Source organism: Mesorhizobium sp. EU05-FHT14A09 (genome assembly GCF_058790995.1).
This window is the reverse complement of the sequence record NZ_JBYTDF010000002.1, coordinates 62,597-86,472: the sequence shown is the minus strand read 5'-3', so window position 1 is coordinate 86,472 and position 23,876 is coordinate 62,597. Positions and strand designations below refer to the sequence as shown.

19 protein-coding genes and 1 riboswitch are annotated in these 23,876 nt (G+C 61.1%); of the genes, 6 read left to right on the top strand and 13 right to left on the bottom strand.

Going from position 1 to position 23,876, the window contains the following annotated elements:
• Positions 1-26: 26 nt before the first annotated feature.
• Together AC3WTO_RS07745 and AC3WTO_RS07740 are read left to right on the top strand one after the other, a co-directional pair.
• Complete coding sequence (locus AC3WTO_RS07745) at positions 27-416, top strand: hypothetical protein (protein WP_492460130.1); 390 nt, start codon at positions 27-29, stop codon at positions 414-416.
• 80 nt (positions 417-496) lie between these two features.
• On the top strand, positions 497-1,381 hold the full coding sequence (locus tag AC3WTO_RS07740) for an AraC family transcriptional regulator (RefSeq protein WP_492460129.1): 885 nt from the start codon (positions 497-499) through the stop codon (positions 1,379-1,381).
• A 67-nt stretch (positions 1,382-1,448) separates the two neighbouring features.
• Here the strand turns inward: AC3WTO_RS07740 and metE are convergent, their stop codons facing one another.
• From metE to AC3WTO_RS07715, 5 genes are all read right to left on the bottom strand, one after another.
• Positions 1,449-3,788: a 5-methyltetrahydropteroyltriglutamate--homocysteine S-methyltransferase gene (gene metE, locus AC3WTO_RS07735; RefSeq protein ID WP_492460128.1), complete on the bottom strand. Its 2,340-nt coding sequence runs from the start codon at positions 3,786-3,788 to the stop codon at positions 1,449-1,451.
• Positions 3,789-3,886: 98 nt separating this feature from the next.
• Positions 3,887-4,091, bottom strand: a riboswitch (cobalamin riboswitch).
• 126 nt (positions 4,092-4,217) lie between these two features.
• Positions 4,218-4,970: a ChaN family lipoprotein gene (locus AC3WTO_RS07730; protein WP_492460127.1), complete on the bottom strand. Its 753-nt coding sequence runs from the start codon at positions 4,968-4,970 to the stop codon at positions 4,218-4,220.
• Positions 4,971-5,052: 82 nt separating this feature from the next.
• Entirely contained in the window at positions 5,053-5,775 is a 723-nt protein-coding gene (locus AC3WTO_RS07725) for a hypothetical protein (protein ID WP_492460126.1), read from the bottom strand.
• Between the two features lie 5 nt (positions 5,776-5,780).
• Complete coding sequence (locus AC3WTO_RS07720) at positions 5,781-7,517, bottom strand: ABC transporter ATP-binding protein/permease (protein WP_492460125.1); 1,737 nt, start codon at positions 7,515-7,517, stop codon at positions 5,781-5,783.
• Positions 7,518-7,572: 55 nt separating this feature from the next.
• The gene (locus AC3WTO_RS07715) at positions 7,573-9,879 is read right to left on the bottom strand and encodes a TonB-dependent receptor (RefSeq protein ID WP_492460124.1); all 2,307 of its coding nucleotides are present in this window, start codon (positions 9,877-9,879) and stop codon (positions 7,573-7,575) included.
• Between the two features lie 263 nt (positions 9,880-10,142).
• Between AC3WTO_RS07715 and AC3WTO_RS07710 the strand changes: the two genes are divergently transcribed.
• Complete coding sequence (locus AC3WTO_RS07710) at positions 10,143-11,903, top strand: peptidase domain-containing ABC transporter (protein ID WP_492460123.1); 1,761 nt, start codon at positions 10,143-10,145, stop codon at positions 11,901-11,903.
• Between the two features lie 75 nt (positions 11,904-11,978).
• On the opposite strand, the gene AC3WTO_RS07705 is transcribed toward AC3WTO_RS07710, so the two are convergent.
• Positions 11,979-12,920 carry a heme/hemin ABC transporter substrate-binding protein gene (locus AC3WTO_RS07705; RefSeq protein WP_492460122.1) on the bottom strand — a complete coding sequence of 314 codons (942 nt, stop codon included), beginning with the start codon at positions 12,918-12,920 and terminating at the stop codon, positions 11,979-11,981.
• 345 nt (positions 12,921-13,265) lie between these two features.
• Here AC3WTO_RS07705 and AC3WTO_RS07700 point away from each other — a divergent pair, with 345 nt between their 5' ends.
• The gene (locus AC3WTO_RS07700) at positions 13,266-15,221 is read left to right on the top strand and encodes a TonB-dependent hemoglobin/transferrin/lactoferrin family receptor (protein WP_492460121.1); all 1,956 of its coding nucleotides are present in this window, start codon (positions 13,266-13,268) and stop codon (positions 15,219-15,221) included.
• A 12-nt stretch (positions 15,222-15,233) separates the two neighbouring features.
• The gene (locus AC3WTO_RS07695) at positions 15,234-16,310 is read left to right on the top strand and encodes a siderophore-interacting protein (protein WP_492460120.1); all 1,077 of its coding nucleotides are present in this window, start codon (positions 15,234-15,236) and stop codon (positions 16,308-16,310) included.
• A gap of 91 nt (positions 16,311-16,401) precedes the next feature.
• On the opposite strand, the gene AC3WTO_RS07690 is transcribed toward AC3WTO_RS07695, so the two are convergent.
• Complete coding sequence (locus AC3WTO_RS07690; protein ID WP_492460119.1) at positions 16,402-16,848, bottom strand: hypothetical protein; 447 nt, start codon at positions 16,846-16,848, stop codon at positions 16,402-16,404.
• 97 nt (positions 16,849-16,945) lie between these two features.
• On the opposite strand from AC3WTO_RS07690, the gene AC3WTO_RS07685 reads away from it, so the two are divergent.
• Complete coding sequence (locus AC3WTO_RS07685) at positions 16,946-17,194, top strand: hypothetical protein (RefSeq protein ID WP_492460118.1); 249 nt, start codon at positions 16,946-16,948, stop codon at positions 17,192-17,194.
• Between the two features lie 278 nt (positions 17,195-17,472).
• Here AC3WTO_RS07685 and AC3WTO_RS07680 read toward each other — a convergent pair whose 3' ends face one another.
• From AC3WTO_RS07680 to AC3WTO_RS07655, 6 genes are all read right to left on the bottom strand, one after another.
• Complete coding sequence (locus AC3WTO_RS07680; RefSeq protein WP_492460117.1) at positions 17,473-18,291, bottom strand: MBL fold metallo-hydrolase; 819 nt, start codon at positions 18,289-18,291, stop codon at positions 17,473-17,475.
• Between the two features lies 1 nt (position 18,292).
• Complete coding sequence (locus AC3WTO_RS07675; RefSeq protein WP_492460116.1) at positions 18,293-19,087, bottom strand: TatD family hydrolase; 795 nt, start codon at positions 19,085-19,087, stop codon at positions 18,293-18,295.
• On the bottom strand, positions 19,087-20,640 hold the full coding sequence (gene metG, locus AC3WTO_RS07670) for a methionine--tRNA ligase (RefSeq protein ID WP_492460115.1): 1,554 nt from the start codon (positions 20,638-20,640) through the stop codon (positions 19,087-19,089). Before metG ends, AC3WTO_RS07675 begins: the two co-directional genes overlap by 1 nt.
• A gap of 97 nt (positions 20,641-20,737) precedes the next feature.
• Positions 20,738-21,793 (bottom strand): DNA polymerase III subunit delta', encoded by a 1,056-nt coding sequence (locus AC3WTO_RS07665; protein ID WP_492460114.1) that lies wholly within the window; start codon positions 21,791-21,793, stop codon positions 20,738-20,740.
• Positions 21,790-22,464 (bottom strand): dTMP kinase, encoded by a 675-nt coding sequence (tmk, locus tag AC3WTO_RS07660; RefSeq protein ID WP_492460113.1) that lies wholly within the window; start codon positions 22,462-22,464, stop codon positions 21,790-21,792. Before tmk ends, AC3WTO_RS07665 begins: the two co-directional genes overlap by 4 nt.
• Before the next feature lie 242 nt (positions 22,465-22,706).
• Entirely contained in the window at positions 22,707-23,876 is a 1,170-nt protein-coding gene (locus AC3WTO_RS07655; RefSeq protein WP_492460112.1) for a D-alanyl-D-alanine carboxypeptidase family protein, read from the bottom strand.

Below are 23,876 nucleotides of genomic sequence, written 5' to 3'. Positions count from 1 at the left end.
CCTGGTCAATTGAAGGAAACGGACGAATGTTGCTGGACGATACGCGCTTCCCGCTTGTCTTCGCGCGGGAAGAGGGACAATCGCCTGCCTCGATCCTCGCCGAACTCGAAGGGCTTTTGAATCGGCAGGCGCCATTCGTCCTGATCACCGATCACGCACCTGATGACCATCACGCGGAAACGGCCGAGGAGCGCAAGGAAAAGGCGCTGTTTTTCAAGCGGACCAAGGATCGTTTCAGGAAGTATTGCCGCGCCATGATCGTGATAGAGGGCAAGAAGCCCACCAGCACTGCGGTGCGGCTGGCGGCGGCAACCGCGAGCAAGGCGTTCGGCTTTTCTGTTCTCTTCGAGACGGACGAGAGGCGAGCGGCGGCCAGAGGCATGCTTGTGCTGCTCGAGACGCGTGCCGGAACATAGGCTCCCCGGGGACCTCCATGACACACCGCATGGGTTTGCGATACGCTGCCGGTTTGGCTGATCCGGATCGGAAGAGGCAGGTGAATTTTCCACGAATACAGGGCTTCGGGCAGGTGGATGACGTGCCACGCCCCGTCTTCAGCCTGATCACCGAAACGACTTTCGTCGGCGAGACGGAGCCCCACCATCATGACAAGGCGCAGCTGATGTGTGTCATCAGCGGCGTGCTGACGATGCGGGCTGCCGGCGGGCTCTGGACCGTGCCGCCGCATTGCGCCATGTGGATACCGAGCGACGTCTCTCATGCCGGCCGGGTCGCCGGGCATATCAAGATCCTCAACCTCTACATCGATGCTGACCTGGCCGCTTCGCTTGGCCAGGATTGCGGCATCCTGTTCGTCCAGCCGTTCCTGCGCGAGCTCATCCTGCGGTTCGACTGCGAGACGCCGCCGGCCGCGATGGGGCGCGAGCGCGAGGCAAGGCTCATCGCCGTGCTGCTCGACGAACTGGCGACCGCAACGCTGGAACCGATCCATCTGCCCATGCCGAACGACAGAAGGCTTCAGCGGCTGACCAACACGATGATCGAGCATCCGGACCAACGCTTCACGATCGACGAATGGGGCGCCCGTGTCGGAGCCAGCAACAGGACGTTGAGCCGGCTTTTCCAACGGGATACCGGAATGTCGTTCGTTCGCTGGCGACAGCAATTGCACGTCGGCCTGGCATTGCGGCGTCTTGGCGAGGGCCAGTCTGTGACCAACATCGCCGGCGATCTCGGCTATGACAGCGTCAGCGCATTCATCTCCATGTTCAAGCGCATGCTGGGAACAACTCCGGCACGCTATTTCGAGGACGTTGCCGCGGGCATTCCCGAGGGAAATACGAGAAGGACGCTTGCTCACGAAGCCCGGGAGACTGGGGAAGCGCCGAACATCATCCCGCTGAAAAAGCGGCCGGTGTGATGCGATACACCGCGCAACTGCACGTCTGTCGGAGCCGTCGCCGGACCAGGCGACGGCCCCGATCGTCTTAGGCAGCTTCAGCTTTCCGGCGCAGCTGATGTGCTGCCGCTACCATATTGACCAGGGCAGGGCGCACCTCTTCCCATCTGCGTGTCTTCAATCCGCAATCGGGGTTCACCCAGAGCTGGCTTTCGCCGATCCGCTCGCTGGCCAAAGTCAGCAGTTCCGCCATTTCGGCCACTTCCGGAATGCGCGGCGAATGGATGTCATAGACACCGGGTCCAATCTCGTTGGGATATTTGAAACTCCTAAAGACATCGAGCAATTCCATGCGCGAGCGCGATGTCTCAATCGATATGACGTCGGCATCCATGGCTGCGATCGCGTCGATGATCTGATTGAACTCCGAGTAACACATATGGGTATGGATCTGCGTCTCGTTGGCGACCCCGCTCGAACAGATGCGGAAACTCTCGACGGCCCAGTCGAGATAGCCCTTCCAGTCCGATTTGCGTAGCGGCAAGCCTTCCCTGAGAGCCGCTTCGTCGATCTGGATCATTGCGGCGCCGGCCGCCTCCAGGTCAACGACCTCGTCGCGGATGGCCAGCGCGATCTGGCGGCTGACCGCCTCGCGGGGCAGATCATCCCGAACGAAGGACCAGTTGAGAATGGTGACAGGCCCGGTGAGCATGCCCTTGACCGGCTTCGAGGTCAGCGACTGCGCATACTGCCACCACCTGACCGTCATCGGGTTGGGGCGCGACACATCGCCGAAAATGATCGGCGGGCGGACGTAACGCGAGCCATAGCTCTGCACCCAGGCGTGCTGGGTGAAGGCGAAGCCCGACAACTGTTCGCCGAAATACTGGACCATGTCGTTGCGCTCGAATTCGCCATGAACAAGCACATCGAGACCGATCTCTTCCTGCCAGCGTATGGCGCTCTCAGTCTCTTTCTTCAGGAAGGCCTCATAGTCCAGGTAGCTGAGCTCACCCTTGGCATGGGCGGACCTCGCCTTGCGCACTTCCGCGGTCTGCGGGAAGGAGCCGATGGTCGTGGTCGGAAAGGCCGGCAGGCCGAGTTTCCTGTCCTGCTGATGACGTCGCCTCGCAAAGTCGCTCTGGCGCCGTTTCATGGCGTCAGCGACGCCAGCAAGACGACCTTCGACCAGGGGATCATGCACCTTCAACGACACTGAGCGTGCGCTGGCGGTTTCGGTGGAAGCTTGAAGCTGCGCGATGACAGCGCTTCGGCCTTTTGAAAGCGCTTCTGACAGTACGGCCAGTTCATCGATCTTTTGCAGGGCAAACGCCAGCCAGCGTTTGATATCAGGATCAAGCGCCGTCTCGCTCTCGACGTCGATCGGCACGTGCAGCAGCGAGCACGATGGTGCGACTTCGAGGGATTGCGGGTCACGCACAGCCAGGATCGGCTCGATACGATCGAGAATAGAGACGAGATTGGCGCGCCAGACATTGCGACCGTCGACGAGGCCAAGCGACAGGACAAGGTCCTTGCGAGCGCCGATGACCACGCTTTCCAACTGCTCCGGCGCACGCACGAGATCGATGTGCAGTCCCGCCACCGGCAGCGACAGCGCCGTATCGAGGTTGTCGCCCAGCGCACCGAAATAGGTCGCCAGCATCAGCTTCAATCCCGGCGCTGCCTGAGCGAGTCTGCCATAGGCGAATTCGAAGGCATGGCGTTCGTTCGGAATGAGATCGAGCACCAGCGCCGGCTCGTCGATCTGGACCCAGTCGGCCCCGGCGGCCGCGAGCTTGCGCAAAAGCTCCTCATAGACCGGCAGCAACCTTGGCAACAGGGAGATTGGGTTGAACCCCTCCTGATGAGACTTGGCGAGCTTGAGAAAAGTGATCGGGCCGAGGATCACCGGCCTGGTGTGAATACCCAGTTGCCTGGCTTCCAGGAAATGGTCGACAGGCTTGGCAGAAGCCAGCGAAAAGGCCTGATCATCGGTCAGTTCGGGGACCATGTAATGATAGTTGGTGTCGAACCATTTGGTCATCTCCAGAGCGGTGACGCCGTGACCATGGCCTGGATGATTGCAAGCGGATGCGGCGCCACCCTGGCTGCCGCGTGCCATGGCGAAATAGCTGTCGAGCGGCAGTTCGCCGCCGTCCCAATGATAAGCAGACGGGATGGCGCCGACCATGACGGCCGTATCGAGCACATGGTCATATAGCGAGAAGTCGTTGGACGGGATCTTTGTAACGCCGCGCCTGGCTTGCTCGGTCCAGCCTGCCGCGCGCAGCGCCTTGGCCGTTTCGAAAAGATCTGCGACAGACGACTTGCCCGACCAGTAGGATTCCAGTGCGAATTTCAGTTCTCGCCGCGGGCCGATCCGCGGCACGCCGAGGGTGGCTACAGCAATTGTGGATTGAGACATGACTTACCCCGATTGAGCTGGGGCAGGGCAATGGACGCATGGCAGTGAAAACCGCACGGAGCGGCTGTTGCTGCGACGCACCGGGACACCCCGCCCGTGGACGATGTTTCGCCATGGCAGGTCTCCTGGCTCGCGGGTCGTCACTTTCGTCCGTCTTCCCAAGGCTTTCGCCTCAGTGACATCAATGGACTTCAGCTCGCCGCTTACAGTTGCGGGGGCAGCTCCGGCATTGCATTTGCGCGCACCGGCTTCCCTCTTAGCTCCGGCGCATCGCGCCGGAGAACCATGACAATCGTTAGTCTTCCGCAGAAGAGAGAGAAAGTCAATATCATATAAAGAAATGCTTATATCTTTACGTCTCCACGCAAGAAGAGTCGGGGTATGTCTCGCAGATTTCGAGGAGCGCTGGTCGCTCAGCAGGTCGTCAAATCAACGACCTTGAGAGGTGAGGCGAAACAACGCCCTGCCAATCCCTTTCGCTTTTTGCCCGTCGACGGTCGAAGCGTCGCTGGGTAGCAACGTCGCGACCTTGTCCACGCCGAGATCTGCAAGCTGGTAGGGCGTGCCGTGGCCATATTCCAGGTGGCCGCGGCCGATGATGCCGATCACGAGCGGCGGGACATCTGTTTGCCGGGCACTGGCGATGTTGCAGGCGAAGGCCCTGTCCCAGGTCTGCTGAGCCCTGACGAAGCGGTCGAACTGCGGCGCTTCGGGCGAGGCGGCATTGCGAGACGGGGTGGCACCGCCGGTGATGTCGAACAGGTATTGCCGGTAAGCGGGTGTGGCAGGCGCTGCAGGCGTGAGACCGTCCCGCTCTTCGACCGCAACCGCCTCCCAGCCTTCCTTGCCAACGCGCGTGACCAGTTCCCGGTAGCAGTTGAGTGCCAGCATGGGGACAGCGAACTCGCGGCAGAAATGAAAGATGGGCAGATAGAGGTCGGCGGCGAAGCCCCAGACCTTGCCCCATCCGGCCGAACTCAGAAAGGTTTCCTGGTCCAGTGTGCCTCGGACCCATTCGTCGAGCACTGGTTGCACACGTCGCGGAAACATTTCGAAACCGATGGCAATATCGTCGCGCAGGCTGCGCATGGCGGCACATACATGCAATTGCCAGCGATGAATGTCGTAGCGGTCGTGGGTTTCCCCGAGCAGCACCACATTGGCTTCGGCGGCCTCGCGCATGAGACGTGAATGTTCGATCAAGCCGCCGGTGTCGGGGTCGAGCCATGTCGCCGGCGGATGGTTCCAATCGGTGGTCATGGCGTCACACAAAGCTTGTGGTCGGGCCTGCCACGGCGAGCCCCGTCTCGCTGCCGTTGTCGGCGAGGGCCAGAAAGCGTGTCCACGCGTCATTGTCTTCGCGCCGCCAACCGGCAACGGAGCCGCCCTTGAGGTGCAAATGGAAGTCGGGCTGGATGATGTTCACGTAGCCCATGGCGGGTTTGACGCCCGGCATGTTGCCCTCCCAGCGTTGCCGGAAAGAGAGGGTCGACAGCGTGACTTCAATGCGACTGTTGTTGCGCTCGGCTGCCCGAAACGGTGTCAGGCCTGGATCGTTGTCGTCGAGCTCCGTCCGGGCATCGCCGCCGGAACTGCGCTCTTCAACCGGCAATCCGATACCCTGCGGGAAGGCCGAAAGAACTGCGTCGAACGGCTCCAGTCCTTCGAAACCGGTGACGTTGGCGATCGTTTCACCTTTCGTGTCACGCAGCTCGATCCTCGGATAGGATTTCTCGCGCATCACCGATGTGCAGTCGACGATGATGTTCGCGATTGCGGCAAGCTCGATGCGTGAATCGTGCCCGGCCCCTTCACAGATCATCCAGCCGTTTTCGATGCGGACCTTTTCGACCTGGCCGATGCGCTCATGCGTTGCGCCTCGATGTTCGGCATTGATCATCACGCGACCGATCGCCGGCAAGCGGGTCAGCAAGGCGGCAGGGTTGATGTCCAGTTGCGCTCGCTGGTGCTTTGGGCGGTTTGACATGCTTCCTACGCTTCCTGAAGTTCTGGCATCGGGGCCGGTTGGCCGGCACGGCTATCGAGGTCGACGATGCGCTTGCTGCCGATCCCGGACGGATTGCGATGTGACACGATGACGATGGTCGCGGCGGGCAGTTTCCGGCGCAGCAGTGCCAGCAATTGCGCTTCCGCGGCCTCATCAAGCGCACTTGTCGCCTCGTCGAGGAACAGCCAGTCAGGCCGGTGGAGCAGGGCGCGGGCCATCGCGAGCCGCTGCAGTTCGCCGCCCGAGAGACCCGTCAGCACCAGGGGATGGCCATCGACCTCCTCGTCGAGCCGGAGCATGTCGGCGCCACCAAGGCCGACGGCTTCGATTGCCTGCCGGATCACCGCTCTGTCGAACGTGCCGGCTGTCGCTGGATAGGCAACGGCGCCGTGGAGGTCGGTCTGGGGGAAATAGGTCTTCTGCGACAGGAACAGCTTGCTGGCGGACGGCATCTCGATATGGCCTTCGCCGTGATCCCAGCCGCCGGCCATCGCTTTCATCAGCGTGGTTTTGCCGAGGCCGGACTGGCCACGCAACCACACGGTTTCGCCGGCCCCTATATCCAGCCGTGCGATGTCGAGCAGGCCGCGACCTTCTGGGGTACGCAGCTTCAGGTTTCGCAGCCGCAGGCCGCGGACGGAAACATCGCGGTTGATCCCGGAGGGACGCTGTCGTACCGCCGAAGTCGCGGCGAGGAAGCCGTCGAGGCGCGCCGATGCTGCGACCAGGTTCGACAACGGCTTGTACGAGAAGATGAACCACGACAGCGTCGTGACGACATTGGAAAATGCCATCGCAATCTGCATCAATCCGCCGAGCGCGATGCTGCCGGCGAGAAAGCCGGGCAGGGCCACGAACAGCGGAATGCGCAGCACGGTATGCTGATAGGGGAAGGTGAAGCAGCCAAGCATGAATTCCCGGACCGCCAGCTTGCGCCAATTGTCGGCAACGCTGTCAAAGCGCCGGTCGAGGATGCCGCGTTCGGCCTTTTCACCGCCCATCAGCGCAATCTCGTCGGCTGACTGGCGGATGCGGGCCATGGCAAAGCGGAAATCGCCTTCGCGCTTCTGCTGGGCAAAGATCAATGATTTCAATGAGCGTCCGAGCAGATGGGTGAGCCCACTCGACAGGGCGACATAGATGAAAGCGGCCCACACCATGTAGCGTGGGATCGAGACTTGCGCGCCGAACAGCGTGAAGGTCAGTGCAAAGGTCGACAATCCCCAAAGCAGGATGAGGTAGGAGAAGATGCCGACGATCTTGGTGATCAGTTCGATGCCTTCGTCGAGCATGCCCCTCACGAACAGGCCGCAGTCGTCGGCAATGCGCTGGTCGGGATTGTCAACCTCGCGCGGGCATTCGCCTTGCGTCAGTTTCCAGTAGGCGCGACCGCTGAACCAGGAACCGAGGGCCGCCTCGGTCAATGATTGCCGCCAGCGGATATGCAGCATCTTCTGGATGTATTCGGCAGCCAGGCCCCGCGCCGAGTTGGCGGTCACGATCATGGCGAACACGCCGATTTGCCAGACGGCGGCCTGGGCGTCGACCTTCTCCAGTGCGCCGTAGAAGGCGGATGTCCAGGTCACGAGCCGGATGGTGAAATAGATGCCGGCAAGTTGCAGGGCGACCACGACGGCAAACAGCAGCAGGCTTGTCTTGCCTCCATTGCCGGACAGGCACAGTTTCAACAGGCGTGTGAACTGCTTGAGGATCGTGATCAACTGGAGTGCCTTTCAGGGGGGCGCGGAACCAGCAAGCCCCGCGCCGGGCCATCGCTCAGAAGCGGATGGTTGCGCCGAGCTTGAAGGTACGCCCCGGAGCGACCTGCATTTCCGGATTGTTGGCTTCGGCCACGTTGGCGGGGACCACGTTGGTGATCGTTCCGGAGATGGTGTTGGGGAAATAGCGCCGGTCGAAGATGTTCTGGATGCCGAAATCGACATCGATGTTGTCGGTCGGCTTCCAGCGCGCATAGGCATCGAAAACGGCGTAGCCGCTTGGTTTGAAGGCGTTGGGATCGGCACGCTGGGTGACGCCATGGGCGAAGGTCGCGACCACTTCGGTCTCCAGTTTCCAATCCGGGATCAAGTAGCGGCCGCCAAGCACGGCCGTCAGCGGTACGGCACCATCGAACGCTGTTTTCGCGGCACTCGCGGAGAGACGTTGCTCGCCCTTCTGGTATGAGAGGGCTGCGTTGAGGAAGAGGTTGTCATAGACCTCGTATTCGCCGCCGAACTCGACTCCCCAGACTTTCACATCCTCGACGTTGTCAGAGGTGTATTTTGCCGCAGTGCCGGGTACGAGCTGAAGCGACCGGATGAAGTCCTTGTAGTCTGCGTAAAAGCCGGTGAGGCTCAGGTAGCCGCGATCGAGCTTGCCGCGCACCCCCACTTCGTAGCTGCGGACGAATTCGGGCTTGAGGTTGGGGTTTGGGATCACCTCGACCAGTCCGGTCGTTCCGATCGACAGTGACGATACGAACAGCTGCTGCGAGGTCGGCATCTTGAAGCCTTCGCCGTAGCCCGCATAGAGCGAGTAGGTATCGTTCAACTCGTACATGGCGCTGACGCGCTTGATCAGCTTGGTCTCGTCGATCTTCTTCGGCTCGAACCCTGGCAGCGCCACGTAATCCTTGTCGCCGGAAGGGTCGATCGAGTAGTGCGCCAGGCGCATGCCAGGCGTGATGGTCAGCCGGTCGTCGAGCAGCTTGATCTCGTCTTGCAGGTAGATATCGGCCCTTGTGGTTTCGACGGTCGGGAAATTGAAACCCTGGTTGTTCGCCCGGGTCGAACTGCCAGTGTTCAGGTTGTTGGTGATGTTGTAGCCGTCATAGCTGCTGTTGGTGAGGTCACCGTCAAAGCCATAGGTCAGCCTGTGCGACAGGCCGCCAAGATCGAAAGAAGAGGTTGCCTGGATATCCGCTTCCAGGAAGTTCTCGCCGTAGTTGCGAACCTGGATGTTCTGCTGGCGACGGGTCGGATAGGTGCGCAGCTGATTGCTGTAGGTGTCGCGCTTCTGCGGCGAATAGGACAGCTGCCATTTGATGTCGTCAAGCCAGGAAGCACCGACTTTCCAGTCATGAGACAGGGCGATCCTGTAGCGCTCCATGTCAAGTTGGCGTTGCCAGTCGGTGTTCTTGTATCCGCCCATGGCAGCCGAGGTGTCAAACATCTGCTGGATGGTGGTCTTGCGATTGAACCATTCTCCGGCGACTTCGAACTTGTGGTCCGCCGATGGTGTCCACTGCAGCTTCATGAGGCCGTTGTAGGCGTCGGTATCGGCAGGGAAGGCCTTGTTGCAAGGCCATATCGCCTGCCGGGGGCAACCCCATTGGCCGCCGTCGGCGCGCGCCTTCCTGAAGTCGCCCTCAGAAGCACCGAGGTGGCCGAAGCTGCCCAGGAACTTGAAGTCGCCCGCCTGTGCCGCTGCGGTTGCCTGCTGGCGGAACGAGTCGTCGTAGCTGTCATAGGCCGTCTTCACCTCCGCCGCCCAGGGCTTGCTGCCATTCAGCAGGTCGTCGGGCTCGATCGTGCGGAATGCCACGGCGCCACCGAGCGCGTCGGCCCCTTGCAGCACCGAGTTGGGGCCACGGACCAGTTCGACGGCGCGCATGGTGAAGGGATCCACGAAGTCACGGCTGCCATCGATGATCTGTTCCTGGATACGCGATCCGTCGACGGTCATCTGGACGCGGTTGCCGCCCATGGCCCGGATGTTGAAGCCGGTGAGCTGGCCGAAAGGATTGGTGAACGAGGTTTGGCGGGTGACGCTGATGCCCGGCTCGTAACGCACCATATCCTGGATGTCGCGGACGACGCGGCGCTGCAGCGTCTCCCGGTCGATGACGGTAACCGACATCGGGACATCGAGAACAGAACCGGTCGTGCGCGCCGCCGAGATGACGATCCGGTCGAGCACGGTCCGTTCTTCGGGCGTCAGCAGCGGTTTGGCCTCTTCCTGTTTTTTCTGGGCAGGGGCCGCCGACTGAGCAAGAGTTGAGTTCGTGCACTGAAGCACCGCCAGGCAAGTGCCGGCCAGCAGAATGGACGACCGCAAAATACGGTCGGCAGGATATCTCGACATGACAGCCCCTCTGAATTCCGATCTGCTGGCTGTTCACGAGGAAGAAGCTGGCTAAAAGATGAGTCATAGACTCAAGTTTGATGATGGGCGTATATTGATGTCCTTTGGTTACGTCAAGCTATGTAGGTAAACAGTTCAAATTCCGGGACGAACTGCCCCTGAGCGCGCAACCGAAATAATCATGATAGGGATCCTCAAGTTATTTGACGAGTGTGCACCAATGGCCTAGCCATGGGACCGATTCCCTCATATGGCGGCGCACGATGCGATTTCGCGAAACGATGATTTCCTTGCGTCGCCTGCCGCTCGACGGCTGGTCGATGCTCTTGCCCATGCTGTTCATGTTTCGTGGCCGCTTTGCGCTTGCCATGTCGCTGGCGGTCGCAGGTATCGCGCTTTCAGTGACTGTTCCGATCTTGTCGCAGAAGATCATCGACAGCGTGATGGTCGGCCGTAGTGGTTTGGTGGCGGCGGCCTTTGCGGCTGCCGCGATCGCGGCAGCTGTCTTGCGTCACGTTGGTAGCCGCTGGCAGAACACCATCATCAACGACCTTGAGGCGCGGCTTACCGCCCGGCTGTCAAAGCGCATTTATGTCAGGATGATGCGGTTGCCTTATGAAAGCTCCACATCAACCGGCGGCAGCACCGTAAACCTGCTCAATGAAGCTCAGCGTGTTGCAAACTTCATGTTATCTGCCGCGCCGAATTTCCTGTTCACGATGCTGGGGGCCGTCGTTTCATTCGTCGTCGCCCTTTACTACGACTACGTCATCTGTTTGTCGGCAGTTGCCGTCGCGGCGGTGTTTGCGCTGTTTGCCCGCAAGACCAACGCACAGCTGGGACAAGCCAGCCGAGCGAGCTTCAAGCTGAACGGCGCCCTCCAGGGGACGACATCCGAGACCGTCAACAATCTGCGCGCCATCAAATCCAATGCGGCCGAACGTTTCTTCATTCGCCGGTGGTTGGCGAAGTCCGATGAAGCCATCCGCGCCCGTTGGCATATCCTTGATCTGTCCCATTCCTATTCATTCAGTCTTGGCCTGCTGACCGAGATCCTGACCTTGCTCGTCGTGCTGGTCGGCTGCCTGCGTATCCTGAACGGCGACCTGACCATCGGCGGATTGCTGGCGCTTCAAATGCTTATTTCGCGGGCTGTCATGCCCTTGATGACGAGCGCCGGCATCCTGGTGCAGTTTCATTCGGTGAGCACCACGGTCAACGCAATTTCGGCATTCCTCAAGCGCACACCCGAGCGTGCCAATCGCACGCCTGCCTACCGGCCGACACATTTTGGATCCGTGTCGATAAAGGGCGTGACGCTGTCATATGCCGGGGCATTGCAACCCGCACTCAAGCGTATCTCTCTCGACCTGCCGGCTACAGGGGTGGTGGCGATTGTAGGGCGCAACGGCTCGGGAAAGTCCAGCCTGGTGCGAGCATTGACGGGGCTCGAACGCAACTATGACGGCGTGATCGAGATTGGCGACATGGATGTTCGCGCCTATGCGCCGCGATGGCTTCGCCAGAAGATAGGCATCGTCGACCAGGAAACGTCCCTGTTTTCGGGAACCGTTCTGGAGAACATCCAGGCCGCTGCCCGACAGAACCTGACCAAAGGCGAAATTGACGCGGCGCTGCGGTTCTCGTCAGCCCAGGGCTTTGTCGGCGGCCTGCCGAATGGGCTCGATACCGAATTGCTTCCTGCTGCCCAGAACCTCTCCGGGGGACAGCGCCAGCGGCTGGCGATCTCTCGCGCTGTCTCCAGGTCGCCGGAAATCGTGATTTTCGATGAACCGACCTCGGCACTCGACGCGGAACAGGCGCTGGCGCTCGAGCGCAAAATCCTTGCCCTGGGGCAGCAACGTCTCGTCGTGCTGGTGACCCATCATCTGTTTTCCGCACGATCGGCCGACCTGATCGTGGTGCTTGACGAAGGCGAGATCTCGGGCAGGGGAAGTCACGATCATCTTGTCGAAGTTTGCGAACCCTACAAATCGCTCTGGCGTGACTATGTGCGGGCCTAGAGCAATTTTCCGGCGGCGAATGCGAGATCGGCGATCGCACGTGCTGCCCTCAAGGATACGCTATCAGCTCGGCCATCAGTTGCCGGCAGCGATTTCTGGATACAGGGCCTTGGCGAGATCACGTATGGCATCGGCTGTGCGCGGGCCGAAACCGATCATGTAGGCGCCGTCGAGCACAAGAAGCGTCCTGGTTTTCGCCGCAGGGGTCGCAGCCAGTGCCGGCACAGCGAACACTTCGCTCGCTGTCGGCCCGCCCTTGCCATCGCCCATCATCAAGATGACGTCAGGCGCCAGTTCGATCAATTTCTCTTCCGATGCGGCCTTGTAGCCAACCACCTCCGCCATCGGATTGACGCCACCGGCATAACGGATGATGGCATCGGCGGCGGTGCCGGAACCTGCCGCTGTCAGGCGTACCAGTCCGTGAAAAAACACCACCTTCTTGCGGTTTTCGGCCGGGATGCCGGTGGTAAGCTTTGCCGCGGCGTCGAATGTCTCCAGCACCTTGTGGGAAAGGTCGGCACCTGGCTGCCTGAGGTCGAGCGCCGCGGCCACGAGGTCGATCTTGCGAAGGATCCCGTCGCGGGAATTGTCCTCCGGAATGTAAACGATAGGGATCGTCAGGGACGACAACACATCGACGGCTTCCGCGGGCCCGATATCCTCGGCGGCTATGATCAAGTCCGGATCGAGGGCGGCCAGACCTTCGACGGAGAGCTTGCGTCTGTAACCGACATTCGGCTTGTCGGCCGCAGCTTGCGGATATTTGCTGCCTCTGTCGACGGCGACGATACGGTCTCCGGCGTCGAGCGCGTAGACGATCTCCGTGATGTCGGACCCAAGTGTGACGATGCGCTTTCCAGGGCCTGTGTCGACGTGGCGTCCGCGCGCATCGACCAGTTCCGCCGCTTCCGCATTCAGGGAGAATGCCGCAATCAGGAAGGACAAAGCGAGGATTGCGAGGTGCTTTGTCGACCGGCAGGCCGAAACGTTACCCGGGTGCAGGCCTGTGGGCATATGTCAGTCCTTGATCTCAGCAGGGGCTCATATTTTGTTTGATGCCTATACGATTAAAGTTGACTAATGTCATCAAGTTTAAATATCTAACGCTGCCGCCTGCCGATCGGCAGCACATTCAAAACTGCCAGCCGCGCCCATCGGGTACCGCCAGCCATGCATTTCATGAGCGGGGGCTCGATCCGAATGAGACTGACAAGCAAGACGACATGGCTGGCAGGGACAGCGATTCCAATCCTCTGCTGCACTGTCGTGGCACTCCCGGCCAACGCCCAAAACGCACAGCCGACAACCAAGTCTGTCGAGACCGGGAAGCCGAATTCAACAGAAGCGCAGCAACCGACGATGCTCGATCGCATCACCATTACGGCCACCATGGTGAGAGGTGCAGTCGTCGATGCGTTGGCGGCGATCAGCGCCGTCGACAGCACGGAGCTTGAACGCATCCAGCCCGACACAGCGGCGGATATCTTCCGGGCGACACCCGGCGTTGCCGCCTCGATGAACGGGGACGATCCTGCAACGGCGATCAACATTCGCGGCCTGGAGCAATATGGCCGGGTCGTCGTGACGCTGGACGGTGCCAGACAGGACTATTGGCGTGTCGGCCACGGCTCCGGATCGTTTTACGTGGAGCCGGAGTTGATCAAGGAAGCAACCGTCATTCGCGGACCAAGCTCCAATGCCTACGGCTCTGGCGGTATCGGCGGCGTTGTTTCCTTCGATACCAAGGATGCAAGCGACTTCCTCGTCGCCGAGGAACGGTGGGCGCTGAGCGAAAAGCTCGGCTATGAAAGCAACGGCCGCGGCTTCACGACCAGCACGACCGGCGCCTATCGCTTCAGTGAAAATGCCGACGTCATCGGCAATCTGGTTTACCGAAACCGCCGCGCCTACAAGGATGGCGATGGCAGCGAGGTGCCATGGACCGGCGAGAAGGTGACGAGCGGCTATTTCAAGACGACGTTGCGTCCGGCGGACGGCCATGAACTCAAACTCGGCCTGATCCTGCAGGATTACAACGATTTCATCACCGGCTCGAGCGGCTCCACATCGCCGACGCTCAGTCGCTACGACGCCGATACAGTCAATCAGACCTATACGGCCGCCTATACCTTCCGGCCCGAAGACAACCGGCTGATCGACTTCAGCGCCAATCTCTATCACAACCGGACCAAGGCGGATCAGGCGCAGGTCTGGCCGAAATCGGCCATCGGCCAGTCACGCTACTACGATGTCGCGACGACGGGCTTCAATCTCAGGAACTCCTCGCGTTTCGAGGCTTCCGGACTTGCCCATACCGTCACCTATGGCGCGGACTACTACCATCTGACCGGGGATTCCGACGCCGCGCATTTCGGCGCGGGCAAGCAGCAGGCCTATGGCGGTTTCCTGCAATGGCAAGGTGACTACGGCAATTGGCTGCAGGTCATCACGGCACTGCGTTACGACGGCTATACACTCGACGGGCAAACCAGGACCAAGCCGCCGGTCAATGCCTCGGTCTCCGGTGATCGCTGGTCGCCACGCGTCACCGTCGGCGTCACTCCGGTTGAAGGATTTCAGGTCTACGGAACCTATTCGGAAGGCTACAGGGCACCAGGACTGCAGGACGTTTATCGCGGCGGTGGTGCACATGGTTCCGGCGACAACTACATTCCCAACCTGCTGCTGCAGCCGGAAACGGCGAGGAGTTGGGAAGCCGGCGTCAATCTCAAATACAACGACGTCCTGACGGCAGGCGATCTGGTGCGCGGCAAGGTCAATCTGTTCCACACCGATGTCGAAGACTACATCGATGTGGATCTGACCAGGACATTGAGGACAGCCATCAACATCGGCAATGCGCGCCTCAAAGGCGTCGAAGCCGAGATGGTCTATGACTACGGTGCGGGCTTCGTTAACCTTTCCGGTGCGCTGATCGACGCCAAGATCCTTGATGGCGTCTATGCAGGCCAGACCTTGAACAACACGCCGCTCGACCGGTTCGCGGCAACCGTTGGCTTTCGCGCCCTTGAGGACAAGCTGACCTTTGGTGCGCAATTCCTGAGCATTGGCGAGATCACGCGCACAAGCCGGTCGAGGCCAAAGGATCCAGCGATCGTCGATCCCGGCTTCAACCTGGTGAACGTGTTCGCGAATTGGCAGATCAACGATCATACCCGGCTGGACTTCGGCATCGATAACGTCTTCGACAAGTCCTACACGGACCCGCAAAGCTCATGGTCGACAACGGCGGCGACCGAGCAAGGGAAGGGCAGGACTTTCAAGATTGCGCTGACCGGTCGCATCGGCGGTTGAGGAGGAGGGGTCATGGACGTCTTGAATTGCGAAGCGCGCCTGCAACTGCCGAACCTGGAGCAGTACCTGGATCTCATCACCGACAGGATACGGAGTTTCGATGCCGGCATCTCAGGGAGCGGGGAACGGATCGATTTCCGCTTTGCCTTTGGTGCGGCGACTTTTGAAATGAAACCCGGCCTGCTGGTTCTGCGCGCCGGTGCCGGCGATCGTGATGGGCTCGCACGCATCAAGGACATTCTTGCCTCTGCGGTCGAGATTTATGCCAGGCAGGACGCGCCCGAGATTGCCTGGACGGGCGACCTTGCCGGAGACACGCGCCTTGCGCAGTTTCGCGAAATGACAGTCACCGATATCATCGATTTGACGCCGCACATGCGGCGCATCCGGCTGGCAGGAAAGGATCTCGCCCGTTTCGGCAAATTTCAAGGCATGCATGTTCGCATCCTGTTTCCGACAGCGGCCGTCCCGGATCCGATCTGGCCGAGCCTTGGTGCCAACGGATTGCCGGTCTGGGCTTCGGACGACCGGCGACCGACGGCTCGTGTCTACACGATCCGTGCGCTCGATCTGAGGGCCGGGCACATGGACGTGGATTTCCTCCTCCATGAAGGGGAAAGCGTCGGCTCGGCCTGGGCTATCCAGGCGCGGGCAGGGCAGAAAGTTGGCATCATGGGTCCCGTCGGGCGGCCTGTGCGTTCAGCCGACTGGTATGTGCTCGGGGCTGATGAAACAGGACTGCCGGCCGTTGGTCGGTTGCTGGAGACCTTGCCGTCGCACACGAAGGGCGTTGCCTTCGTCGAGATCGCTGACAGCAGCGAGAGACAGCAGATCAACAATGTTACCCAGATCGAACTGTGCTGGCTGGAACGAGACGGCAAGGCGCCGGGGACGGATGGGCGCCTTGCCGAACAGATTCTATCGGCACGATGGCCAGAGAATGGCACCGCCTTTGGCTGGTTCGCGGCAGAGGCGGAAGCCGCCAAGCTTGTTCGAACCACCTGGCGCGATCAGATGGGGCTGGGGCGAGACCAGACCATTGCCGCTGCCTATTGGCGTCGCGGACAGGCCGGCCTGATGGCCGGCTGATAGGCCGCCTGCCAGGGCCGGGGATTGCTGCTGCGAGCCGACACGAAGGCGCCGGTGTTGTCTCCCGGCAATTCGTGGAGGGCAGGATCTCTTACCGACGACATATCGGTTTGCCGTCTTCGATCTCGGCAAAGGACTTGGCAGCGGTGTCGTATCGATAGGTTATCAGCTGCGTCGTACATGCGTCCTCATATCTGGCGCATGCTTGCATTGAAACGCACAGATGGCGGCCGACAGCCCAGACCTTTGCCGGGGGATTGTCGTAGATGCCGTCATAGATCGTCTGTGTGTGATCGCCGCCGTCTTGCCAGGCTGCCGCTATCTCCGAACGGAAGTGGTCGTAGCCGATGCTGCTGTAGCCGACGGTGTATCGGACAGGTCCAACACCGGAAATGTTGATGGTGCCTGAGACCTGGTCAGTCCAGGCCTCGGCTTCCCCGGCGCAGGCAGAGTTGGCGGCGAGCGCGAGAAAGCCGCAAAGCATGTAGGCGGCCGATTGCAACAAGACCCGTCGGGACAGATGTTCGCGATAGTTCAATCGGATCGACTCCTGTTATCCATCCCAGGTGCTCTGCGGTTGGCCGGCCTTGCCGAAGCAGATTGGCGGGAGACGACTAGCCGTATATCCCAAGAGCATGAAGCTTGTCGGGAATCTGGTCATCTCCGCTGTCTTGGCATTTGCTGCCAGCCTGGTGGTGGCGGGGCTGTTTTTGCCCGTCTACGGCATTTTCGAGGGTGGTCCGCATAACTGTCTGAACGACGGTGTCGGGGAATGTCTTTCTTTCATTCCCTTGAGCGCACTGATCTATGGGCCATTGTTCTGTCTCACGGGCGTCCTGATCGGGACGCCTTTTTTCATGGTGATCCTTGCATGGCGTGATTGACCGGGGCGCACCGACGGCCCGCGTGTGCCTTCCGCAGACAACGACTTAGCATGTCGCGTCTGAGCGATTGCGTCGTCAGAAAGGGCTGAGGATAGGCTGGCCGTCTGTCGAATTTCGACATACATGAAAGTCGCATAAGATAGATTATGGAACTTATCTGTATCGGCGGATGCTGCTTTTGAACGACGTTGCGTCTGCAACAGCTCTGGCGTTTGCGATCCGATCGCCGACACGGCTACGATCCCACTGTTCGCATCGTGTGCGAACAAACGCGTATTCTAGTTTGAATCGTATGGGATTTCGATGACCATGCCGTCGAATGCCGGTTCGACATTGTCTGGCGTTTCGGCCTGTACGACAGCGTAATCCAGCGGCACATGCATATGCGTCAGCACGGCGCGTTTCGGCGCTAGCCGTTCGATCCATTCCAGCGCTTCGCCCAGCGAAAAATGACTGGGATGCGTTCTGTATTGCAGTGCGTCGATGATGAGGACGTCGAGATCCTTCAGGTGGGCGGCCGTCGGTGCAGGAAAGTCGGATACGTCTGGACAATAAGCCAGCTGCCCGAGACGGAAGGCCAGGGAGACGATGTCGCCGTGCACCTGCGGCAACGGCTCGAAGGTGAGGGCGCCGCCCTCTCCTTCCACCGAGAATGGCTGGTGGTGGTCGATCAGATGCGGTCGCAAAATCGGCGGATAAGAGCTTCCGGGCGGCGTTTTGAAACAATAGCCGAAACCCTGTTTCAGCCGCTCCATCGTTGGCCCATCGGCATGGATATCCATCAGGCGATCCCGTCCGATCACAAAGGTGCGCAGGTCGTCGATACCATGGATGTGATCGGCATGCGCATGGGTGTAGACGACGGCGTCGATGTGCTTGACCGAGGCCAGCAGCATCTGGGCGCGGAAATCCGGCCCGGTGTCGATGGCGACCGTGGTCCTGGCGCCGTTGGCATTGATGCGCTCAACCAGGGCCGCGGCGCGCATGCGGCGGTTCTTCGGATTGGCCGGGTCGCAATTGCCCCAGTCGCCGTTCAGGCGCGGCACCCCAGGCGATGAGCCGCACCCCAGAATGGTCAGGCGGAGCCGGTCGGCCACGTCAGCCGCCCAGCAGTGCCGGGCGCGGCATTTTCGAGAACAGACGGAAGAAATTGTCGGTGGTGATGCGGGCGATCTCGTCCCGGCTCACACCGATCGTTTCAGCCAAAACCCTTGCCGTTTCAACGACGTAGGCCGGTTCGTTGCGCTGGCCGCGATGCGGCACGGGCGCGAGGTAAGGCGCATCGGTTTCCACCAGCAGCCGGTCGTGTGGAACGCCCTTCGCGATTTCCCGCAACTCGGGTGAGTTCTTGAAGGTCAGGATACCGGAGAAGGAAACATAACCACCCAATGCCACGCCGACCTCGGCCAACTGCTGGCCGGAGGAAAAGCAGTGCAGGATGAAAGGGAAGGCGCCCTTCCCTGTTTCATCCTCAAGGATCGCAATCATGTCGTCGTCGGCATTGCGTGCGTGGATGACCAGCGGCAGTCGGGTTTGGCGCGCTGCGGCGATATGGGCCCGTAAGCCTTGTGCCTGTGCGTCGCGCGGTGCCTTGTCGTAGAAATAGTCGAGACCGGCCTCGCCAATGGCGACCACTTTCGGGTGCTGGGCCAGCCGGACAAGATCCTCGGTGGTAATGTCGAGCTCTTCAGCCGCATTGTGCGGATGGGTGCCGACAGAGCAGAAGATTTCTTCGAAAGAGTCCGCGATTTCAAGGATCTGCTGGAAGCGCTTCACGCGTGTCGAGATCGTGACCATGCGCCCGACGCCGGCCGCCAGGGCGCGGGCGACGACAGCCGCCCGCTCCTCGGCGAAATCCGGAAAGTCGAGATGGCAATGGCTGTCGACCAGCATCAGGCTGTCGCTTCCGGCGACTGGTCGACATAGCGTGGAAACACCGGCTGCGGTGCCGGCAACGCGGTACCGGGCACCAGCGCATTCGCATCCGGCAGATGCTCGAAGTCGCGCTTGTCAGCCGCGACTGCAAGCGTATCGAGCAGCTTTGCTGCCGAACCCGGTATATAGGGCTGGCACAGGATGCCAACGCGCCGGATGATCTCCGCGGTCGTCCACAGCACGGTTTCCATGCGGGCCGGGTCGGTCTTCTTCAGCGCCCAGGGCTCCTGTGCCGCGAAATAGCGGTTGGCATCCGCGACGACAGCGAAGATTGCGGCCAGCGCCTGATGGATGGTCTGTTCCGACATCGCCTTGCGCGCCGTTGCCAGCGCTGCTGAGGCCTGTTCGAGGATCGCCTTGTCGGCTTCGGCAAGCGCCCCCCGCTGTGGCACCACGCCGTTGCAGTTCTTGGCGATCATCGACAGCGAACGCTGCGCCAGATTGCCGAGATCGTTGGCGAGGTCGGCATTGGTGCGGTTGACAATCGCCTCATGGCTGTAGCTGCCGTCCTGGCCGAACGGCACCTCGCGCAGGAAGAAATAGCGAACCTGGTCGAGACCGTAGTGGTCGACCATCGTGAAAGGGTCGATGACGTTGCCGACCGACTTCGACATCTTCTCGCCGCGGTTGAACAGGAAACCGTGCGCGAACACGCGCTTCGGCAGCTCGATGCCTGCGGACATCAGGAAGGCCGGCCAATAGACGGCGTGAAAACGCACGATATCCTTGCCGATGATGTGGGTGGCCGGCCAGTAGTTCCACGACGGCGACTGGGTATCCGGATAGCCGGCGGCGGTGATGTAGTTGGTGAGCGCGTCCACCCAGACATACATCACATGCTTTTCGTCGCCTGGAACCGGGATGCCCCAGTCAAAGGTCGTGCGCGAGATCGACAGGTCCTTCAGGCCGGATTTGACGAAGGAAACCACCTCGTTGCGGCGCTCGGACGGGCCGACGAAGTCGGGTTGGCTCTCATAGAGCGCCAGCAGTCTGTCCTGGTAGGCCGAGAGGCGGAAGAAGTAGCTCTCCTCCTCGACCCATTCCACCGGCGTGCCCTGCGGACCATAGCGGATGTCGTCGGCGCGGACTTCGGTCTCTTCCTCGCCATAATAGGCTTCGTCGCGCACCGAATACCAGCCGGCATAGCCACCCTTATAGATGTCGCCATTGGCTTCCATCGCTTTCCAGATGGCCTGCGAAGAGGCGTGATGGCGTTCCTCGGTGGTGCGGATGAAGTCGTCGTTGGAAGCGTTAAGCGCCTGCGCCATGCGCCGGAATTCGGCGGCGTTGCGATCTGCCAGTTCGCGTGGCGTGATTCCTTCCTTCTTTGCCGTCTGCAGCATCTTGATGCCGTGCTCGTCGGTGCCAGTCAGGAAGAAGACATCCTTTCCGTCGAGCCGCTGAAAGCGTGCAAGCGCATCCGTGGCGAGCAGTTCGTAGGCATGGCCGATATGCGGCTTGCCGTTCGGATAGGAAATGGCGGTGGTGATATAGAATTTCTCACGGGACATGGCGGGCCGTCATGAATGTCTGAATGGAAGAATGTCTGAGCGGATATCGGGGCGTGGATATCGCATCGGCATGGCGAAAGCCATCCCGGTAGGGCAGTCACATTCGCATCGCAGAATTCAGTCGGTCGATCATCGTGAGTGCGTGTTGTTTCTTGTCGAGATTGTACGTCTCTGTCTCAGATATAGCGCGCTGCGCGTCTTGCCAAGTGTCGGACAGAAGTTTGGCGCGTGCCAGATCGCCTGCGATGGCGGACGAGCTGGCGGCGCCCGACAACAGTTCCAGCGCATGGCGATTGAACGTCTCAAACGGGATCGCCTGGTCGCGGCCGGCGACCGTTTCGGCCAGTTTATAGGCGCTTGCGACGTCCACCCTGCCCGCCGAAACCAGCTTTTCGAGCGCGGCGGCGATCTCCAGACCGCCATACTGGGTGAGCAGAATGGCGGATCGGGCACTGCCCCCTGCCCGTTCCGCCAGCGCGGCGCGCTGGGCGCCGTCACCGGGTGTCGCCTGCCCGATCGCGTCCAGCGTGGTCATCAGATCATGCTCGTCGAGCGGCGAAAGCCTCAGCACCTGGCAGCGCGAGCGGATGGTCGGCAACAAGCTGCCCGGCGCATGCACGATGAGGATGAAGACAGTACGCTGAGGCGGTTCTTCAAGATTCTTCAATAAGGCATTGGCAGCGTTGGTGTTCATGTCGTCGGCCGGGTCGACGATCACCACCCTGTAGCCGCCGTCATGCGAGGTCATCGACAGGAACTGTCCGACCTTGCGGATCTCGTCGACTGTCACCACGCTCTTGAAGGCCTTGGTACGGTCATTCATCGGTCGCGTGAGATGCAGCACCGAAGGATGCGCGCCCATGGCAATCTGCCGGTAGAGTCCGGTTGTCGGATCGGGAACGGCCAGTGTCTCGGGTGCCTGCCTGCCATCGGGATGTTTCAGCAAATGGTGGGCAAGGTGGAAGGCGAGCGTGGCCTTGCCGATTCCGGCCGCCCCGCACAGCATCAGCGCATGGGGAAGCTTGCCAGCCCTGTAGGCCGAAGCCAATGTCGTTGCGATTTCCCCATGGCCGACCAGGCGCGGGTTCTCCGCGGGTTCCGGGACTTCATCCAGCGTATCATGCTGCTCAGGCGCCAGCCGCACGAAGCTCATGCCGGTGCCTTGTGACTGGTCTTGGCCGGTCTGGACTTCTCAAGCATGGCGAAGACGGCATCCGTCACCGCATGTTCGACTGTGTTGGCATCACCGGAGGCGTCGATGACCACGCAGCGCTTGGCCTCGGCCCGGGCTATGGCCAGATAGGCGTCGCGGCGCTGCTGATGAATGGCCAGCGTCTCCTTCTCGAAACGGTCGGGCGTTTCGCCGGGAGTGCGGCGGGCCGTCGCGCGGCGCAAGCCTTCCTCAGGATCGATGTCGAGGATCAACGTCAGGTTTGGCACCATGCCGTTGATGGCGACGCGTTGCAGCGTGTCGATGAAGGCCGGGTCGAGGCCGCCGGTGGCGCCCTGATAGACCCGGGAGGAATCGATGAAACGGTCGCACAATACGATCGTGCCGCGTTCAACGGCCGGCCGGATCACCTGTTCGACGTGGTCGGAGCGAGCGGCGGCAAAGAGCAACGCCTCCATCTTCGGGCCGAAGGATTCGGCTGCCCCGGACAACAGGACGTGCCGGATGGCCTCCGCCCCCGGTGAGCCACCCGGCTCGCGGGTGACCAGGACGTCGTATTTCTTGCCGCGCAGCCGATCGGCCAGCCGCTTGATCTGCGTCGACTTGCCGGCGCCCTCGCCGCCTTCGAAAGTGATGAAAGATCCGTTCGCCAAACGCTGCGCCTCGGTTGTGGCCCCGACATCAAACATAGGTGTCCAATGCCGCCGCGGCGAGAGGACTAGCGCATCGGCCGGAAAATCGGAATCGATTTTCGACAAGCGCGCTGCGGGAATCTAGGTATCGGAATGTGCCTTGCCGATCGACCCACTCATAGTGCCGGCTCGCAGCCAGGTCCACAACCGACACACAAGAGCGTGCACAAGAATTGGCGCTTGGTACCGGCCTTCGCCCGCGTCTAGCGCAACCAGCCGACCGCCATTTCCTTGACCGCGTCTGCAGCGCGGCGCGGGAGCGAACCGACTTCCACGGTTTCGGCGGCGAACACCGGCGTTTCCTGGCTCAGCGTGTCGCCGATCCAGACGCGCAGTGTGCCAACCGGCTGTCCAGCCTCGACAGGCGCAGGCAGGGGACCATTGTAGACGATGCGCGCGGTGACCTTGTCGCGGTTGGCGATCGGCAGCAGCAGGTCGATCGGTCCCTTGGCTTTCAACGCCACGCCTGATTTGACGCCGCCAAATACGGCCGCCTCCCCGACGACCTCGTCTCTTGCAAAGATCTCTGTCTTCTCGAAGGAACGCAGGCCCCATTCCAGCAGCTTGCGGGCTTCCTCGGAGCGCTCGCGGTCATTGGCCAGGCCCCCCATGGCGGCGATCACCCGTTTGCCACCCTGGTTGAGCGCCCCGACGAGGGCAAAGCCGTCCTGTTCACTGGCGCCGACCGCCAGTCCCTCGGCTCCGGTATCCATGGCCAGCAGCGGGTTGCGATTGCGCTGGGTAATCTTGTTCCAGGTGAAGTCCTTGAGGGCGAAATAAGGATAGAATTCCGGATATTCGCGTGACAGGCGCAATGCCAGCTGCGTCATCTCGCGAACCGTCGTCTTCTGCCCGTCCGCCGGCAGGCCGGTGGCGTTGACGAAGGTCGAGACCGGCATGCCGATCTGGCGGGCGCGCTCATTCATCTGCAGGGCGAAGTTTCCTTCCGAGCCGGCAAATCCTTCGGCAATGATGATACAGCCGTCATTGGCAGCCTGCACGGCGATGCCCTTCATCAGATCCTCCAGCCGGATCGCCGACTTGAGCGCGGCGAACATGGTGGAGGTTCCGGAAGGGGCCCCGCCCTTGCGCCAGGCGTTTTCGCTGACGACGAACGTGTCGTCGAGCGTCATGCGCCCGCTTTTGACGGCATTGAAAGCCATTTCCAGCGTCATCAGCTTGGCGAGCGACGCCGGCTGGATCGGTTTGTCCGCCTGTTTGGAAAACAGCACCGTGCCGGTTTCTGCGTCGATCATATATGCGGTGGCCGCCTTGGTTTCGAACAGCTGCGCGGCGGCAGGCAATGCCGACAGCGCCAGCAAGGCAACGCCGAGCAGGCCGGCCAAGGAGGAAAAACGGGATTTGGCAATCAT

Excerpts from the sequence above, each read along its gene's own strand:
- AC3WTO_RS07745 (WP_492460130.1), top strand. The coding sequence starts at position 27 with ATGTTGCTGGACGATACGCGCTTCCCGCTTGTCTTCGCGCGGGAAGAG.
- metE (WP_492460128.1), bottom strand. The coding sequence starts at position 3,788 with ATGTCTCAATCCACAATTGCTGTAGCCACCCTCGGCGTGCCGCGGATC.
- AC3WTO_RS07730 (WP_492460127.1), bottom strand. The coding sequence starts at position 4,970 with ATGCGCGAGGCCGCCGAAGCCAATGTGGTGCTGCTCGGGGAAACCCAC.
- AC3WTO_RS07725 (WP_492460126.1), bottom strand. The coding sequence starts at position 5,775 with ATGTCAAACCGCCCAAAGCACCAGCGAGCGCAACTGGACATCAACCCT.
- AC3WTO_RS07715 (WP_492460124.1), bottom strand. The coding sequence starts at position 9,879 with ATGTCGAGATATCCTGCCGACCGTATTTTGCGGTCGTCCATTCTGCTG.
- AC3WTO_RS07710 (WP_492460123.1), top strand. The coding sequence starts at position 10,143 with ATGCGATTTCGCGAAACGATGATTTCCTTGCGTCGCCTGCCGCTCGAC.
- AC3WTO_RS07705 (WP_492460122.1), bottom strand. The coding sequence starts at position 12,920 with ATGCCCACAGGCCTGCACCCGGGTAACGTTTCGGCCTGCCGGTCGACA.
- AC3WTO_RS07700 (WP_492460121.1), top strand. The coding sequence starts at position 13,266 with ATGCTCGATCGCATCACCATTACGGCCACCATGGTGAGAGGTGCAGTC.
- AC3WTO_RS07695 (WP_492460120.1), top strand. The coding sequence starts at position 15,234 with ATGGACGTCTTGAATTGCGAAGCGCGCCTGCAACTGCCGAACCTGGAG.
- AC3WTO_RS07685 (WP_492460118.1), top strand. The coding sequence starts at position 16,946 with ATGAAGCTTGTCGGGAATCTGGTCATCTCCGCTGTCTTGGCATTTGCT.
- AC3WTO_RS07675 (WP_492460116.1), bottom strand. The coding sequence starts at position 19,087 with ATGCTGGTCGACAGCCATTGCCATCTCGACTTTCCGGATTTCGCCGAG.
- metG (WP_492460115.1), bottom strand. The coding sequence starts at position 20,640 with ATGTCCCGTGAGAAATTCTATATCACCACCGCCATTTCCTATCCGAAC.
- AC3WTO_RS07665 (WP_492460114.1), bottom strand. The coding sequence starts at position 21,793 with ATGAGCTTCGTGCGGCTGGCGCCTGAGCAGCATGATACGCTGGATGAA.
- AC3WTO_RS07655 (WP_492460112.1), bottom strand. The coding sequence starts at position 23,876 with ATGATTGCCAAATCCCGTTTTTCCTCCTTGGCCGGCCTGCTCGGCGTT.